This window comes from Jiella flava (genome assembly GCF_017349315.1).
In the GTDB taxonomy this organism is placed as follows: Bacteria; Pseudomonadota; Alphaproteobacteria; order Rhizobiales; family Rhizobiaceae; genus Jiella; species Jiella flava.
Window position 1 is genome coordinate 45,582 of sequence record NZ_JAFMPP010000006.1, and the last position, 15,844, is coordinate 61,425.

The following is a 15,844-nucleotide window of genomic DNA, read 5'->3' on the forward strand; positions in this document are numbered from 1 at the left end:
GGCTGTTTCACGGATCCTTTTTCAGATCGAATTGAATTCGGACGGCCACTTCGACCCACTGCCACGGGAACATCAGGTCGCGCGATGGCAGATCGGCCCCAACACATCGTCGCTATCGGCGACGTCCATGGTGAACAGGCGCTCTTGCAGCGTTTCCTCGACGGCGTCGATGCGCTGGCCGAGCGCAAGGATGTCCAGCCGGCAATCTATCTGCTCGGCGATCTCGTCGATCGCGGCCCCGACAGCCGCGGCGTTATGGAACTGGCGACGCGCATCATCGCCGAGCGGCCCGGCTCAAAGCTGCTGATCGGCAATCATGACGAGTGGTTCCACCGCTTCCTGGCCGACGACCTGATGCCGGAGGAGACCGCCGGCTGGCTCGATCAGGGCGGCTTCGAGACGCTGCGCTCCTACGAGGTTGCCAATGTCCGCGATCTCGAAGATCTTCGCCGTGCCATCCACGCGGATTGGCCAAGCCATATCAGCCTTCTCGAACAGGCCTCGACGATCGAATGCATCGACACATTCGCCTTCGTCCATGCCGGGATCGATCCGCAGCGCGCCATCAGTGCCCAGCGCCGCGAGGATTGCCTGTGGATCCGCGGCCGCTTCATGAACCATGTCGGCAAGCTGAGCCACATCGTCGTGCACGGCCACACACCGCAAAAGGGCGGCCTTCCAACGGTCACCGAAAATCGGCTGTCGCTGGATACCGGCGCCGTGTTCACCGGCAAACTCAGCGGCGCATGGCTGGACCGCGAGGCGCATGAGGTCACCTGTCTGCAGGTTGAGAACAATCGGGCGTTGCGGATCGTTGAGCCACGGCGATTGGATCGGGGTTTGGGCACCGCCGCCCTGGGCGCACAGGATCATCACTGAACGGATGGAAGGGCGCCGGGCCACGGGCGGCTCTCGCCCGCTGTGCGTCCGGCAGGACGGCCCACAAAGGACAGGCGATCTAATTGATTCCCCGCACCGGCCCGGCGCCAGCCTGTCTCCCGGATGAAATCCACCGGCAGGCCGGGATGATGGAGGTGGCAGCGCCGTGCACCGGTTCCAGCGCACGCCCGCTCCCACCCAATCGATGCGCTCACCGGACCCTGCGGTCTCCGGCGGACCCGCCTCACATCCCCCCGGCTTTGTCCTTCAGCGAATTGAGGCCTGCCTCGTAGATGCCTTCGACGACCTCCGATGCCTTCTCCTCGCTGGCGCCCTTCGGATCGAAACGGCCAGACCAATCGACCGTCGCCATGTCGCCGGAGCCGGAGACACTGATCGTCGATTGATAATTGTCGACGGGCAGCGGGCCTTCCAAGATTTTGTAGGTGTAACGCATCTTGTCGTCGTCGCGCGACACCTCTTCCTCGACCAGCTTGCCGCCATCGGGCAGCGTCAACGTGCGGATCTTCTTGCCGTCCTTGCTGCCCGGCTCGCACGTCTTCACCGCCGGATGCCAGTTCTGGATCTCGCAGAAGCTGCCGATCATCTGCCAGACGGCTGCGGGCGTTGCCGCAATCTCGATGGATTTCGAGACCTCGGCGGCCAACGCCGGCGATGCCAGAATCGACCCTGCAGCCGCGAGCGTCGCGGTCTTGGAAGCGGTTGCCATGATGTTTTTCCTCCCCGGCCGATCCGGGCGCGTGGCGCGGTCGGCGTCGCACTACGATGCCCTAAGGGGAGTTATAGAGGAGGCCAAGAGGATCAACACCACGGGCAGGCGTCACCGTTGCGCCCCTCGCCCGGCATTTTGCCGCAGACGGTCGAACGCCCTGCCACACCCCGATGCCGGCTTGCCCGCACAAGAAAAACGGGCGGCGCCTTGATAGGCCCCACCCGCTTGTTGACCGTCGATCGCAGGCACAATCGCCTCAGTGAGAGCACCTGGCGTCCTTCACGACGCCCAAGACACGCTCTTAATCATAGATTTCGAGCATCGTGTTTTGCCAAAAATCGATTCCGATTTTCAGGTCGATGCCCTTATCGGCAGATGCGAACGCGCTTCACGATCCGCTCGCCATGGCGGTACTTCACCGTCTTCTTGATGTAGCAGTCGGCATGATTGCGGCGGCCTTCGCGGATGACGACCGTCTTGCGCGGGGTGTGATAGCGCTCCATCCGGTGGTGATGACGGGGCACGTAGTGGTCGCGGGTGCCGATCTGGACATTCACGCTGGCCGCCTGGGCCGCTGCGCCGGCGCCCAAGCTCGCAGCGAGCGCAACGGCAGATGCAATGAGAAACTTCCGCATGATCAAACCCTTCCGGTTTTTGTTGGTCGGCGTGACAAACGATGCGGAAGTGATAGGCGTTCCACGCTGAATGCGATCTGAACAGTCTAACGATCTTCCGTTAAGGCATGGTGGAGCGCGTTGCGGCAACCTGCCATGACCAATGACGGGCCCGACACGCCCTGGCACGATGCCCATGCCCGGACGGCAATCCCGACAGCATCGGCCTGAAAATCGGAATCGATTTTCGGCAAAGCACGATGCGTCGATTCAAAGGGTGAGAGCGCACAAATCCGGTGCGATCGCCGCGGGACTACCTGGCCAAAAAAAGGGCGGCCCGAAGGCCGCCTTAGAGTTTGGCTGGAGTATCAGGTCATAAAACCCGATGGGACAGGAACGCTAACGTCGAAACATGGTTGCACTTGGGCAACGCTGGCGCGTCAAATTTTATTGCTGGGGAACTTTTGCAGTTTCCCGCAAGCCGAGGACGTCCAAGCGCCGATTCCTTGGCCCTTGGCGCCTTTCGCGGCGCAACCAATATCAGTGCCTCACGTTATCGAAAACAGTCGAATGGCGGTGTCACACCCCACCGCAGCTTTTGGGCCCGCCCGACACAGCTTGGAGCAGACCTAAAGGAATGTGCAGCCGGGACGATACCAAAAACACCAGGAGTTTTGCATATGTTTCGGGATAGACCGAGCACCTACGAGCAGGTCGCCAATGCACTCGGCGCGCTGAGTGAGCGCATCGGAGAATTGGAAGGCGAGGTCGCAGAGCGACTGAATCCGACGCCGTCGGCCGGCGAACGCGCCCGCCGCGCGATCGGCCGCGTTGTTCCCGGTCTCACTGCCGAGCCGGCCGGTCTATCGCGCTATATCCCGAATCTCTCGGATTACTGGCCGGATCATCCCAAGCGCGACGCCCAGCGCCAACTTCGGGCGCTGCGCGAGACCGGCGAAAGCTTGGCCCATGGCGCCGAGGACTATCTCGGCAGCGCACGGCAAAGCCTCGCCGATTGGACGAGCCCTGCGCTTTCGACCCTGCGCAACCGCCTGCCGGCCCGCCACCGACCGCAGCCGACCCGGGACAATCCGGATCTGACCGCTTTGCTCGTCATCGGCGGTGCCGTGGCAGCCGTGGGAGCGGCCTATTACGTCACCAAAAAGGTGCAGGAACACGCCGAGGAGCCGGATTATGACGTCGTGCGCTCCGACGGCGCCGTCGAGATCCGCGACTATGACGCGATGATCGTCGCCGAGACGGTCAAGAGCGGCTATCACGAGAAGGCCCGCCGAATCGGCTTCATGACGCTGGCCGACTACATTTTTGCCAAGAACCGGCCGGGCAAGAAGATCAAGATGACGACGCCGGTGCTGCAGCAGCTCGCTGATGGCGAAGGCCGCAGCAAGGGATGGGCGGTGCGCTTCGTCATGCCGAAGAAATTTACCCTCGCCAGCCTGCCAGAGCCCGGCACAACCGACATCGCGCTTAAGGATGTGGCGGCCCGTCGTGTCGCGGTGATCCGCTTTCCCGGCAATTTTACCGCCACTCTGGCCAGTAAGCATCTGATGACGCTCTACAACTATTTGGCGGACAACAATTTGAAGCAGAAAGGCGATCCCGAATACGCCTTCTACAATCCACCCTGGACGCCGGGCTTCATGAAGCGCAACGAGATCCTCATCGAGATCGAGCGGTAAATTCGCCGCTTGGCCCGACAATTCGCAAGAAAAAAGGCCGGCGTTGAGACGCCGGCCTTTTTCGCAACTGAATTTTGGCAACCAACCCGGCACCGGCGCGCCCTTATCCGGCGGCTTTTATCCTGGGGGATGGAGCCAGCAGGGCCCAGCTCCGCTCTTCGGGCGAACTGGACCTCAGGAACGAAACGTGCGCCACGAGGGGCGCACGAAGCAAGTTGCGGTATGACAAAAAGCCGATGCGGCGCCGTGACGCACCGTCGATCGGCCTCAGGCCGCGGTCGACGCGGCCTCGGCGACCTTTTTGGCGATCTGGCGCTTCAACAGACGGGCGCGCTGCGACAGATCCGTCTCATTGGCCTTGAGCAGGAAGGCATCCAGGCCACCGCGATGCTCAACCGAGCGCAAGGCATGGGCCGAAACCCGCAAGCGGAAACGCTGGCCAAGGGCATCGGAGATCAGCGTGACGTTGCACAGATTCGGCAGGAAACGGCGACGCGTCTTGTTGTTGGCGTGGGACACGTTGTTGCCGGTCAAAACGGCCTTGCCGGTCAGTTCGCAAGCGCGTGACATCGCTTTACCTTTCAGAATATCGTCAAACCCTGGCGAGCGCGCCGCCGTCTTCGAAAACGGCGCGATCATCGCGACAGAGGCATGATCGGAAAAATCCCGCGCTCTATAGGCGCGATCGGAAGAAGCGTCAAGTTTTTCACGCGTCGGCAACGATCGCGATGTTGTGGCTGGCCGCCAACTCGCCAAGGCCTTTTCTTGGCCCATAATCTGTCACCAGATCAACTTTCTTCCGGGGCATCCACCCGGGCAACGGGAATCATAAGCCATGCGCATCCTGCGAATCGCGCTCGCTGTTTCGGCCTTCGCCGCGGTCGCTAGCGCCTCCCATCCCGCCGCATACGCCCAAAGCCAGACCGTGACCACCGAATACGGCATGGCGTTGCTCGGCCTGATCGTCGGCAAAGCCTCCTTCGACACGGTGATGACCGACAATAGCTTCTCCGTGAAAGGCAATCTGTCCTCGGCCGGCCTCGGCCGATTGGTTTCGCACACCGGCGGCACCAGCCGCGTCTCCGGCCGCGTCACCAACAGCGGGTTTCTGCCGGAACGCTATGGACTCGACTACACCTCGGACGGCAAGCACTGGCAGAGCGACGTTCACTTCCGCTCCGGCAGAGTGACCTTCACCAAGGTCAGCCCAAAACGATCGAAGAACGAAAAGCCGTCCTACATCCCGGTGGAGACCGCCCAGCTACGCTCGGTGGTCGACCCGCTTAGCGGCCTGATGATTCGCACCCACGATCCCGCTAGCGTCTGCCGCCGGACCCTCCCCCTCTACGACGGCTGGTCACGCCTCGACTTGCGCCTGTCGCCGAATGGGACGGAGACGGTCGCGCTTGAGGGCTACAGCGGCGAGGCGGCGGTCTGCAATGTCCGAATTCAGCCGGTCAGCGGCTATGACAAAAGCTCCAAGGGGCTGAAATTCTTAGAGAGCCGGACAATCGAGGTGTGGTTCGCGCCGATCGCCCGGCCGGACGTCTATGTGCCGGTCTATGCGAGCGTTCCAACCACCATCGGCTCGCTGATCCTGCAGGCGACCTCGGTCTCTGTGAAATAAAACCGATGCCGTTTCACGGCGCAGCGTGGCACTCCACGCCAGAGCGGCGTGGGCGGCCCTCCGCCTGCAAACCACAGCCGGCGATCATTCTCAGCTGAGATGCCTGGCTCGGCGCCGCCGCTTTAGCGAGGCCGGCGGGGCCCGCGCCGTCTCGACCTTACGGGAATGTTCAACCCAATCCTCCCCCGGCTTTGCCAGCGATGCTAGAGCGCCCTGCGTCCGATCGGACGCAGAAAGGTCGCTCTCACCCTTCGGATCGACGCGTCGCGCTGTGCCGAAAATCGATTCCGATTCTCGGGCCGATGCTGTAGCTCCAGCGATCGTCCGCTGGCGGCGGACGCATTGCAGAGCATTGGACATTTCATGGCAAAGAGTGCACTCGACAAGGATCTGGAGAAGGTCGCCCAGCTGAAAAAGGCCGCCCAGAGCACCGGGCGATCCTTTGCCGTTCCGGGGCTCGCTATCGTCTTCCTGCTCGGCGCGATGGTGCTCGGCGCCTTGTCCTTCGGCAGCGGCCCGCTTTCCTATCTGGTGATCCTCGCGTCGCTGATCGCCGGCTATATGGCGCTCAATGTCGGCGCCAACGACGTCGCCAACAACATGGGCCCGGCAGTTGGCAGCCGGGCGCTGACGCTGGCCGGCGCGCTGGCGATTGCCGCGGTTTGCGAGGCTGCCGGCGCGATCATCGCCGGCGGCAACGTGGTCGGCACGATCTCCCACAACCTCGTCAATCCCGGCACGGTCCTGGACGCCAAGAACTTTATCCTCGTCATGATGTCGTCCTTCCTCGCCGCAGGCATCTGGACGCATCTTGCCAATTTCCTCGGCGCGCCGGTTTCCACCACCCACGCGATCGTCGGCGGCGTTGTCGGCGCGGCGGTGATATCGGCCGGTGTGTCCGCGGTGCATTGGTCGGTGCTTGGCGCGATCGTCGCGAGCTGGGTGATCTCGCCGGCGCTCGGCGGCGGCATCGCCGCCCTGCTGCTCGCCCTGATCGATCGGCTGATCGTCGAGCGAGCGGACAAGGCCGCCGCCGCCCGTCGTTTCGTGCCGCTGCTGGTCGGACTGATGGCGTCGGTTTTCGCCATGTATCTGATGACCGAGGGGCTGAAACGGATCTGGCATCCGGGCTTTGCCGGCGTGCTCGCTGCCGGCGTCGGCTTCTTCCTGATCGGCTGGGCGGTCTCGCGGCCCTGGGTCGCGGCGCGCTCGCAAGACGTCGCCATGAACGGCAAGTCCGTCAATCGGCTGTTCGTGCCGCCGCTGATCTTTGCCACCGCCCTGCTCTCCTTCGCCCATGGCGCCAACGACGTCGCCAATGCGGTCGGCCCGCTAGCGGCGATCGTCGATGCCGCCAGCGCGGGCTCGGGGCCAAGCGACACGGTCGCGCTGCCGCTCTGGGTGCTGGTGATCGGCGGTCTCGGCATCGCGGTCGGCCTGGCCCTGTTCGGCCCACGCGTCATCCGCACAGTTGGTGAGAAGATCACCAGGATGAATGAAATCCGCGCCTTCTGCGTGGCGCTGTCGGCGGCGATCACCGTGCTCGTCGCCTCCGCATTCGGCCTGCCGGTTTCTTCGACCCATATCGCCGTCGGCGCGATCTTCGGCGTCGGTTTTTTGCGTGAATTCAAGACCAATCGCGGCATTCCCAACCCGGCGGTCCAGCCGCGCTCGACCTTTCTGAAAACCTCGCACCTCAACCGCACGCCCCGCGAGGCAGTGGAGAACTTTCAAAAACGCGAGCGTCGCCGGCTGGTGCGCCGCCGCCAGGTCCTCGGCATCGTCGCGGCGTGGCTCGTAACCGTGCCAGCCGCGGCGCTGCTGTCGGCCGTCTTCTGCGTGATGATGAGCTTGGCCGTCGCCGTCACTCTGGCGTGACCGACTGCGCGGCGAAATCGTTGAGAATCGCTTTCAGCGGCCGTTCGGCGATCAGCCGGCGTGCCTCGGCGATCGTCGCCCAGTGGCGGTGGCGCTGGCGCATCTCCGGCCAAGCATCGTGCTGCGTCTCGACCAGCAACGGATAGAGCGTGACCTCGACTGGGATCGGGCGAATCCGCTGCTTGATGCTGTGATAGACGCCGACCGGCCGCGGGTCGACATGGCCCTCGACGCCGGCTTCTTCATAGGCCTCCTGCGCCGCGCTTTCCCACGGCTCCAACCCTTCCATCAGGCCGCCCTTGGGAAACACCCATCGCCCGGTGCGGCGCGAGGTGACCAACAGGATCACGCGTTGTCCATCGACGAAGGCGTAGGGAATGCAGCCGGTCTGCGGCTTCAACACCCGATTATCCAGGTCAAAGGTCGAGCCTGAAAATCGGCGATAGAGCTGTTCGATCATGATCGATTCCTGAACCTGTCGGTAGCGGCTTACACGATCTGCACAGCGCGAAAATATCCCTCCACAAAAAATCTTCTGCTGCAACACCTTAAGCGCTCTTTGGAGCAACCGTTGCCGCATTGATAGGCTCGCGATATCATTGCACAAAGCGGAGGACAGTTTGACGACCATAGCGATCCGGTCAGCATTGTCCGGAGCTTTGTGTCTCCGCCTCGCGGCGAGTTTTGCGGCATCCCAGGCGCGGGCGGACGGCTCTGAGACCAACGGCCTGTGGGCGGTCTATGACAAAACGCTGAAAGGCGCGAAATATATCGATCTGACATGCGGCAAGGCCGGCACTCAGAGCGCCGGCTTTGCTTGTTGATGACGATGAAAACACAGCCGGATTTCCGCTTCTCCCGCTCTTAATCGCCGAGCGTCGTCTTCGAAGGGGACGTTTCGATCACCGGCTTCTGGCCGCGCTCGTGCGACATCGTCAGCGTCTTGCTCGACAAGTCATCACCGTGGATCTTCGTCTGGGTGCGCGACTTCGAGAAGGTTCCGCCATCCTGCGCGCTAGCACGCGACTGGCCATGCAGCTTGTCCTTGTGAACCTTGCTCTTCGTCCGGCTGTCGGTCTTGCCGTCAACCGCCGCAGCCGACCCGCCGGAACCAATCGAGGCGGCATAGTCGCCATCGGCGTCAATGGAAGCGCCACCGGTGCCGAGTGTCGTCGCCGAGGTGCCGCCGGTGCCGACCGTCGAGCTCGAGGACTGCGCGTAGCCAAGGCCGACGCTGCCGGCGAGCAGGATGGTGGCGAGCGCCGTGGTTTGGAGGGATTTCATCTTCTTTCTCCCAGACGTTTTGCCGCCTTGTCTTGTGAGGACGGACTGGCTGGGAAAAGAACCGGACCAATGCGATTGGTCCGATTTTTCTGTTCGAGAATCAATTGGTTATCCGGGCTATTTATCTGCGGTTCATCTTCACTGCGCCGTGCTGGAATATCCCCGAGATCCGACCGCGAAAGGCGGGAGGACGGCCCAAGCGCGCGCGCCTTCGGCACCGCACCATCGCACCGGGCCGCAATCCCGCCACGAAATGAACTTGATCTCATCGGCCTCATCATCACGCAAGCAGGCTTTTTGCTGCTTCCATGCACCGTCAAATCGGCCCGACGCTGAGCCGACAGGCCACCGCGAAGGTGACGCATGCGATCTTGCGATCGAGGCAGAAATACCCTGCGCGGCGGCAGAGCGTCACTCGCGATGAGAACCTCGTGCGTCCGACAGGACGCAGGAGAGGCGCTCTCACTCATGGAAGCGATGCATTGGCCGTCGCCGAAAATCGCTTTCGATTTTCCAGCCGGTGCATGAGCCGCGTGCCCGCCTTCCATCCGAGCGCCACGGTCTCTATATGTTCCGCCATGGCTTCCCGACCCCGCAATGCCTCTCGCCGTCCTACCGCCAAGCCTCGCATTGAGGCTGTGGAGGACTCCCCGTTCGATCCCTCCGCGCCCGCCCGACGCGGGCCGTTGGGCGATTCTTCTGATGCGGCAGAGCGGGCGGAGAACGGCTTTGCCGAAGCGCCGCAGGCGGCGTTCGAAGCCGGCACGCCGGTGAACGGGCCGATTTCCGGCTGGGCGGACGCGATCGCCAATGCGGCCGAGATGAAGGCCGAGCGCGCCGCCGATGCCGGCGGGAGCGATCCGTCGAAGGCTGCGAAACCGGCGGGTGGGCGCAAGACCGGCAAAGGCGACGGCCAAAAGCCGATGAAGTCGGCCCGCGGCACGTCGATGGGCGGCACCACCGATCCGAAGAAACGCGCCGCCGCGGGGCTCAATCCCGTCGCCGGCATGGATGTCTCGCTGGAGGATGCCAAATCGTTGCCCGCGGGCGGCGTCACCGCCACCGTCGAAGCGTTGACCAAGCTGATCTCCGAGGGCAACCCGCTGATCAAGAACGGCGAGGTGTGGCTGCCGCACCGACCGGCCCGGCCGCAAAAGTCGGAGGGCGGCGTCGCCTTCAAGATCGCCTCGGACTACACACCGATGGGCGACCAACCGACGGCGATCGCCGATCTCGTTGCCGGCATCGGCGATCAGGACAAGACCCAGGTGCTGCTTGGCGTCACCGGCTCCGGCAAGACCTTCACCGTCGCCAACGTGATCGAGCGCACCCAGCGCCCGGCCTTGGTGCTGGCCCCGAACAAGACGCTGGCGGCCCAGCTCTATGGCGAGTTCAAGGCGTTCTTCCCCGACAACGCGGTGGAATATTTCGTCTCCTATTACGACTATTACCAGCCTGAAGCCTATGTGCCGCGCTCGGACACCTATATCGAGAAGGAATCCTCGATCAACGAGCAGATCGACCGGATGCGCCACGCCGCCACCCGGGCTCTGCTCGAACGCGACGACGTGATCATCGTCGCCTCGGTGTCCTGCATCTACGGTATCGGCTCGGTCGAGACCTATACGGCGATGACCTTCCAGATGGCGGTCGGCGACCGGCTCGACCAGCGCCAGCTGCTCGCCGACCTCGTTGCCCAGCAATACAAGCGCCGGGATATGGATTTTCAGCGCGGCTCATTCCGGGTGCGCGGCGACACCATCGAGATTTTCCCCGCCCACCTGGAAGACCGCGCCTGGCGGATCTCGTTGTTCGGCGACGAGATCGAGGCGATCCACGAATTTGATCCGTTAACCGGCAAGAAGACCGACGATTTGAAGTCGGTCAAGATCTACGCCAATTCGCACTATGTCACCCCGCGCCCGACGCTCAATCAGGCGGTCAAATCGATCCGCGCCGAGCTGAAGCATCGCCTGGCCGAGCTCGAAAAGGCCGGGCGGCTGCTCGAAGCCCAGCGGCTGGAACAGCGCACCCGCTTCGACATCGAAATGATCGAGGCGACAGGCTCCTGCGCCGGCATCGAGAATTATTCGCGCTATCTGACCGGCCGCGCCCCCGGCCATCCGCCGCCGACGCTGTTCGAATATCTGCCTGACAATGCGCTGGTCTTCATCGACGAAAGCCACGTCACCGTGCCGCAGATCGGCGCGATGTATCGCGGCGACTTCCGCCGCAAGGCAACGCTCGCCGAATATGGCTTCCGCCTGCCCTCCTGCATGGACAACCGGCCGCTGCGCTTCGAGGAGTGGGACGCGATGCGGCCGCAGACCGTGGCCGTCTCGGCCACACCGAGTGGCTGGGAGCTGGAGGAATCCGGCGGCGTCTTTGCCGAACAGGTGATCCGCCCGACCGGCCTCACCGATCCGCCGGTCGAAGTGCGCCCGGCCCGCAGTCAGGTCGACGACCTCCTCGGCGAAATCCGCGAAACCGTCGAAAAAGGTTACCGTGTGCTGTGCACGGTGCTGACCAAGCGGATGGCCGAGGATCTGACCGAATATCTGCACGAGCAGGGCATTCGGGTGCGCTACATGCATTCCGACATCGACACGCTGGAGCGCATCGAGATCATCCGCGATCTGAGACTCGGCGCCTTCGACTGCCTAGTCGGCATCAACCTGTTGCGCGAAGGCCTCGATATCCCCGAATGCGGCCTCGTCGCCATTCTTGACGCCGACAAGGAAGGGTTTTTGCGCTCGGAAACCTCGCTGATCCAGACCATCGGCCGCGCCGCGCGCAATGTCGACGGTAAGGTGATTCTTTATGCCGACGCCGTCACCGGCTCAATGGAGCGGGCGATCGCCGAGACCAATCGGCGCCGGGAAAAGCAGGAGGTCTACAATGCCGAGAACGGCATCACGCCGGCCTCGGTGAAGGCGAAGATCGCCGACATTCTCGACAGCTATTACGAAAAGGATCACGTCCGGATCGCCGCGGGTCCGAGCGCCAAGGAAGGCGAACTCGTCGGCAACAATCTGCGCGCCCATATCGAGCATCTGGAAAAGCAGATGCGCGAGGCGGCGGCCGATCTCGATTTCGAGCGGGCGGCGCGACTGCGCGACGAAATCAAGAAGCTCAACGCCAAGGAACTGGAATTTGGCGGCGACACCGGATCCGGCCGCAAGAAAGGCGCGACCGCCGTCGAGGAGGCCGATCCGATGGCCGCCGCAGCGGAGCTCGAAGAATCGGTCATGGGGCCGGCCTCGGGCCGCTCCAAGCACGGCAAGAAAGCCAAGCGCGACCGCGCCCCGCAAGGCGACGAGCGCTTCGGCCCGCGCGGTGAACCGCTGAAGCCGCGCGGCTCGGGATCGGACGGAGCACCGGCGTCCTTATTCCGCAAACCATCGCTCGACGAGATGGGTCCCGGCACCGACACCGCGATCCCCGCGGCGCGCTCACTGTTTCGCAAGAACACACTCGACGAAATGACCGTCGGGCGAACCGAAAAGCCCGCCGGCAAGACGCCGCCGACAAAACCCGCACCGCCGAAGGCTGGCACGGCGGCGAGTTCGGCGGACGCGGGCAGCGCCGGGACAAAGACGCAGACCGGAACCTCTGCCGCCGGCGAGCGTGGCGCCTCATCTCCAGACGATTCGCCGGCGCCCCTCCGCCGCGAACGCGTCGGCCGCGGCTCTTACGAAGACCCCAGCGACCAAAAACGCAAACGCCGCCCCTCCAAAACCGGCCGTCCAGGGCGATAGAGAGGGCAGACGCGAGGCCAGGGCTTCCGATGGGCGGGCCGTGCGTCGTTCTCGTTTCGTCGGACCCGCAAAACGGCCGGCCAATCAGCCGCCAAAGATCGGCACTGGGAATAGAAAGAGGTGGAAAGGGAATTGATGGTCGGCCGGCATTCGCGCGACGGTACGAGGAAACCGCCATTGCACGGTGCCGACCGACCCCCCACGGGACCCAGGAGATGCGGCGGACCTGAGCATTCCATGGGGTAACTTTGAAGGTCGAGGCGTCTTATCGAACCGGAACCCTCTCAATTCCTTGATAGAACACTTGCTCAGAACCGACTCAAATGCAACTTCGTCCACCGGCGGAAAGGTGAAATTTTAACAACAAGGTTAAGACGACGCCAACCGTGTCGATGCTGCCGGCGAACTTTTCCCCAACTGATCATCATCGCCCCCATGCGTTCTTCGCCGGCGATTGCATCGCCCATGGCGGACAGCGCAATCAGGCGGCTTCGGCGGTTCCGACACGGTTACGGCCGGCGCGTTTGGCGGCGTAGAGCGCGGCATCGGCGCGCTTGAGCATCGTCTCGCGATGCTCCTCCGTCCCCGCGCCTGCCGCGGCGACACCGGCACTCACGGTCACCGCAAGCAGCTCGCCGGCGATGGCAAAGGGGAGCGCTTCGATCGTCTGGCGAATCCGTTCGGCAATCTGGCCGGCGGTCTGCAGATCGGCACCGGGCATCAGCACCGCAAATTCCTCACCGCCGAAACGACAAACGAGATCGCTGCCGCGCACCGTCGTCGTCAGCCGCGCGGCGAATTCGGTGAGAACAGCGTCGCCGGCATCATGGCCGAACCCGTCATTGATGCGCTTGAAATGATCGATGTCGAGCAGCGCCAGTGCAAACCCCTCGAGCCCATCGGCCGCCCGTTGCTGCGCCCGAAATAGACGGCTGTCGAGAAAGCGGCGGTTATGCAGACCGGTCAGCGGATCGCGCACGGCGAGCTCAATCGTATCCTGCAGCGAACGACGCAGGCCCTCGTCATAGCGCTTGCGCCGCAGCTGCGTGCGCAGGCGCGCGGCCAGTTCGTTGCGGTCGATCGGCCGAGCGACATAATCGTTGGCGCCAAGTTCCAGCGCCCGGGCGGCACCGGCTTCGTCGTCCGCCGCCGACAGCACAAGAATCGGCATCAACCGCGTCGCCTCGCCCGCCCGGAGCTTGGAGATCAGCCGCAGCGGGCCGTCGTCTTCGGCCGCGAGGTCGACGATTAGAACGTCGGGTGCACTTTTCGCGGCGGAGTCGAGAAATACTTCCGGGTCGGCGAAAACGTTGATCTGGCTTTCGCCGCGCAGCCGGCGGGTGATCTGTCGGCCCTCTTCAGCCGCCATCGTGAACACCAATGTATGCGCCGGGGCATCGGTCAACTGCCGCAGCATGTCCGCCTCGCCGCCGACCAGCTGCATCGCCGTCTCGGCGCGGGTGCGCAGCTCATCCGTCGCCCGCTTCAGCCGCGTCAAGCTACGCAATCGCGCCATCAGCGGCAGATCGGCAACCGGCTTGGTGAGAAAATCGTCGGCGCCGGCCTCAAGGCCGATCAACCGATCCTCGGGCTGATCGAGGGCGGTGATCAGCACCACCGGGACATGGGCGTGGCGGGGAGACGCCTTGATCCGCCGGCAGACCTCGAACCCATCGAGGCCGGGCATCATCACATCGAGGAGAACGATGTCGATCGGCTTCGCATCCAGAACGGCCAACGCCGCCTCACCGCTCTCGGCACAGCTGACCTCGTAATATTCGGCGCCAAGGCGCGCAGCGAGCAGCCGGCGGTTAACCTCGATGTCGTCGACGACGAGAATCCGCGCACTCATTTCGGTTGCCTCAAGCCTCGTCGAGGAAGGAACGAATCACTTCCATGAAGCGGTTAACCGAAATCGGCTTGGAGATATAGGCCTCGCAGCCGCCTTGACGGATACGCTCCTCGTCACCCTTCATTGCAAAGGCGGTCACGGCGACGATCGGGATCGGATGGAGTTCGGGATCATCCTTGAGCTGACGGGTCACGTCGAGCCCCGAAATCTCCGGCAGTTGAATATCCATGAGGATGAGGTCCGGTCGGTGCGCGCGGGCAAGTTCGACCGCCTCCAAGCCATTGCGAGTCTGCACGGTATCGTATCCATGCGCAACGAGGAGATCGCGGAAGAGCTTCATGTTCAGCTCGTTGTCCTCGACGATCATCACGGTCTTTGCCATCGCCGATACTCCCTGCCTCGACCAAGCCGCTATTTTCGGCTACCCGCGTTATCTAAGCGCATTTCATTAAGAATCGGGAATCGCTGCGTTGACTTTCCAGAACGACCCCCAGCGTTGTCCGGCGCGATCCGATCGCCGAACCGGCATCGACCGTGAGGCGGCGGCCGATATCGCCATTGCCGCGCTGGGCTTCATCGCGGCGGATGAAAAACTTCTACCACGGTTTTTGGCGTTGACGGGCCTTGATCCCGCGCAATTGCGGGACGCGGCGCGCGAGCCGGGGTTTCTGCCTGGCGTGCTCGACTTCATGCTGGGCCACGAGCCGACGCTGTTGGCCTTCTGCCAAGCCTCCGGCGTGACGCCGGAGACGGTTCCCGCCGCGCGCGCGGCCTTCGGCCCGTCCGGCGAGACCGCGCCATGACCGCCGCCGCCGCTTGGTCGCATCAGACCGCCGGACCTGACATCGCCAACCTTGCAAAGCACCGCGAGGCCCTGCTGATTCTCGACATCGACGAGGTGGTACTCGAATTCATCGGTCCGTTCTGCGCTTTGCTCGAAGAGCATGGAGCAAAGCTGCATCCGGAAAGCTTCCGCCTGACCGGCAATGTCCGCTCGCTCTCAACCGGCGCGGCGCTGTCCGGCAATCGATTGGACAAGCTGACCGACCAGCTCTATCGCGAACAAGGCGCGCGCCAGACGCTCGTCGCCGGCGTTGCCGCGGCGCTGAAACGGCTCTCGGCAGACGCCGACATCGTCTTCCTGACGGCGATGACGCCGGCTTTCTATGATCAGCGGCGCGCGCTGCTTGACGCAAACGGCCTCGCCTACCCGATGATCGCCACCGAGCGGTCCAAAGGCGGAGTCGTCGCCGAGCTCTGCGAGCGCTGGTCCGGGCCGGTGATTTTCGTCGACGATCTGCCACCCAATCTCGAGCAGGTTCATCGCAGTGCGCCGGCGGTCAAGCTGTTGCACCTGATGGCCAACGCGGTGTTCCGACCCCACCTGCCGCCATTGCCGGCGCCAGCCCTTGCCGGCAAGGACTGGCCACAGGCCGAGACCATAATCCTGCGCTGGCTGACCGTCTGAGGGCGAGCCGCGCCGCGGGGCATCGCCGCAAACCGGCGATGTTCTAACGCC

Annotated in this window: 14 protein-coding genes; 7 read left to right on the top strand and 7 right to left on the bottom strand. The window is 63.6% G+C overall.

The features are described from left to right. Positions 1-84: 84 nt before the first annotated feature. Entirely contained in the window at positions 85-879 is a 795-nt protein-coding gene (locus J1C48_RS08590) for a metallophosphoesterase (protein WP_207257426.1), read from the top strand. Positions 880-1,123: 244 nt separating this feature from the next. Here the strand turns inward: J1C48_RS08590 and J1C48_RS08595 are convergent, their stop codons facing one another. Beyond that, positions 1,124-1,609, bottom strand: coding sequence for an SRPBCC family protein (locus J1C48_RS08595; RefSeq protein ID WP_207257427.1), 486 nt, complete (start codon positions 1,607-1,609; stop codon positions 1,124-1,126). A gap of 368 nt (positions 1,610-1,977) precedes the next feature. After that, complete coding sequence (locus tag J1C48_RS08600) at positions 1,978-2,247, bottom strand: hypothetical protein (RefSeq protein ID WP_207257428.1); 270 nt, start codon at positions 2,245-2,247, stop codon at positions 1,978-1,980. 659 nt (positions 2,248-2,906) lie between these two features. On the opposite strand from J1C48_RS08600, the gene J1C48_RS08605 reads away from it, so the two are divergent. Beyond that, positions 2,907-3,926, top strand: coding sequence for an SOUL family heme-binding protein (locus J1C48_RS08605; protein WP_207257429.1), 1,020 nt, complete (start codon positions 2,907-2,909; stop codon positions 3,924-3,926). Between the two features lie 267 nt (positions 3,927-4,193). Here J1C48_RS08605 and rpmB read toward each other — a convergent pair whose 3' ends face one another. Further along, positions 4,194-4,496, bottom strand: coding sequence for a 50S ribosomal protein L28 (gene rpmB / locus J1C48_RS08610; RefSeq protein WP_207257430.1), 303 nt, complete (start codon positions 4,494-4,496; stop codon positions 4,194-4,196). Between the two features lie 265 nt (positions 4,497-4,761). On the opposite strand from rpmB, the gene J1C48_RS08615 reads away from it, so the two are divergent. After that, positions 4,762-5,553 (top strand): DUF3108 domain-containing protein, encoded by a 792-nt coding sequence (locus J1C48_RS08615; RefSeq protein ID WP_207257431.1) that lies wholly within the window; start codon positions 4,762-4,764, stop codon positions 5,551-5,553. A gap of 363 nt (positions 5,554-5,916) precedes the next feature. Continuing rightward, a complete protein-coding gene (locus J1C48_RS08620; protein WP_207257432.1) occupies positions 5,917-7,431 on the top strand; it encodes an inorganic phosphate transporter in 1,515 nt (504 codons plus the stop codon). Here J1C48_RS08620 and J1C48_RS08625 read toward each other — a convergent pair. Together J1C48_RS08625 and J1C48_RS08630 are read right to left on the bottom strand one after the other, a co-directional pair. Further along, the gene (locus J1C48_RS08625) at positions 7,418-7,891 is read right to left on the bottom strand and encodes an NUDIX hydrolase (RefSeq protein ID WP_207257433.1); all 474 of its coding nucleotides are present in this window, start codon (positions 7,889-7,891) and stop codon (positions 7,418-7,420) included. The two genes, J1C48_RS08620 and J1C48_RS08625, sit on opposite strands and share 14 nt — an antisense overlap. Positions 7,892-8,295: 404 nt before the next feature. Beyond that, on the bottom strand, positions 8,296-8,715 hold the full coding sequence (locus tag J1C48_RS08630; protein WP_207257434.1) for a hypothetical protein: 420 nt from the start codon (positions 8,713-8,715) through the stop codon (positions 8,296-8,298). A 578-nt stretch (positions 8,716-9,293) separates the two neighbouring features. Here J1C48_RS08630 and uvrB point away from each other — a divergent pair. Beyond that, entirely contained in the window at positions 9,294-12,473 is a 3,180-nt protein-coding gene (gene uvrB, locus J1C48_RS08635) for an excinuclease ABC subunit UvrB (RefSeq protein WP_207257435.1), read from the top strand. Positions 12,474-12,954: 481 nt separating this feature from the next. Here uvrB and J1C48_RS08640 read toward each other — a convergent pair whose 3' ends face one another. Beyond that, positions 12,955-14,325 (bottom strand): PleD family two-component system response regulator, encoded by a 1,371-nt coding sequence (locus J1C48_RS08640; RefSeq protein WP_207257436.1) that lies wholly within the window; start codon positions 14,323-14,325, stop codon positions 12,955-12,957. Positions 14,326-14,335: 10 nt separating this feature from the next. After that, positions 14,336-14,707, bottom strand: a complete 372-nt coding sequence (locus J1C48_RS08645) for a response regulator (protein ID WP_207257437.1) — start codon at positions 14,705-14,707, stop codon at positions 14,336-14,338. A gap of 145 nt (positions 14,708-14,852) precedes the next feature. Between J1C48_RS08645 and J1C48_RS08650 the strand changes: the two genes are divergently transcribed. Both J1C48_RS08650 and J1C48_RS08655 read left to right on the top strand, forming a co-directional pair. Beyond that, on the top strand, positions 14,853-15,128 hold the full coding sequence (locus J1C48_RS08650; RefSeq protein ID WP_207257599.1) for a DUF3572 family protein: 276 nt from the start codon (positions 14,853-14,855) through the stop codon (positions 15,126-15,128). Then, positions 15,125-15,793 carry a hypothetical protein gene (locus tag J1C48_RS08655; RefSeq protein ID WP_207257438.1) on the top strand — a complete coding sequence of 223 codons (669 nt, stop codon included), beginning with the start codon at positions 15,125-15,127 and terminating at the stop codon, positions 15,791-15,793. The genes J1C48_RS08650 and J1C48_RS08655 overlap by 4 nt, the downstream gene beginning before the upstream one ends. Positions 15,794-15,844 lie beyond the last annotated feature (51 nt).

Bases quoted from the DNA above. Each gene is read 5' to 3' on its own strand.
- J1C48_RS08590 (WP_207257426.1), top strand. From the start codon at position 85: ATGGCAGATCGGCCCCAACACATCGTCGCTATCGGCGACGTCCATGGT.
- J1C48_RS08595 (WP_207257427.1), bottom strand. From the start codon at position 1,609: ATGGCAACCGCTTCCAAGACCGCGACGCTCGCGGCTGCAGGGTCGATT.
- J1C48_RS08600 (WP_207257428.1), bottom strand. From the start codon at position 2,247: ATGCGGAAGTTTCTCATTGCATCTGCCGTTGCGCTCGCTGCGAGCTTG.
- J1C48_RS08605 (WP_207257429.1), top strand. From the start codon at position 2,907: ATGTTTCGGGATAGACCGAGCACCTACGAGCAGGTCGCCAATGCACTC.
- rpmB (WP_207257430.1), bottom strand. From the start codon at position 4,496: ATGTCACGCGCTTGCGAACTGACCGGCAAGGCCGTTTTGACCGGCAAC.
- J1C48_RS08615 (WP_207257431.1), top strand. From the start codon at position 4,762: ATGCGCATCCTGCGAATCGCGCTCGCTGTTTCGGCCTTCGCCGCGGTC.
- J1C48_RS08620 (WP_207257432.1), top strand. From the start codon at position 5,917: ATGGCAAAGAGTGCACTCGACAAGGATCTGGAGAAGGTCGCCCAGCTG.
- J1C48_RS08625 (WP_207257433.1), bottom strand. From the start codon at position 7,891: ATGATCGAACAGCTCTATCGCCGATTTTCAGGCTCGACCTTTGACCTG.
- J1C48_RS08630 (WP_207257434.1), bottom strand. From the start codon at position 8,715: ATGAAATCCCTCCAAACCACGGCGCTCGCCACCATCCTGCTCGCCGGC.
- uvrB (WP_207257435.1), top strand. From the start codon at position 9,294: ATGGCTTCCCGACCCCGCAATGCCTCTCGCCGTCCTACCGCCAAGCCT.
- J1C48_RS08640 (WP_207257436.1), bottom strand. From the start codon at position 14,325: ATGAGTGCGCGGATTCTCGTCGTCGACGACATCGAGGTTAACCGCCGG.
- J1C48_RS08645 (WP_207257437.1), bottom strand. From the start codon at position 14,707: ATGGCAAAGACCGTGATGATCGTCGAGGACAACGAGCTGAACATGAAG.
- J1C48_RS08655 (WP_207257438.1), top strand. From the start codon at position 15,125: ATGACCGCCGCCGCCGCTTGGTCGCATCAGACCGCCGGACCTGACATC.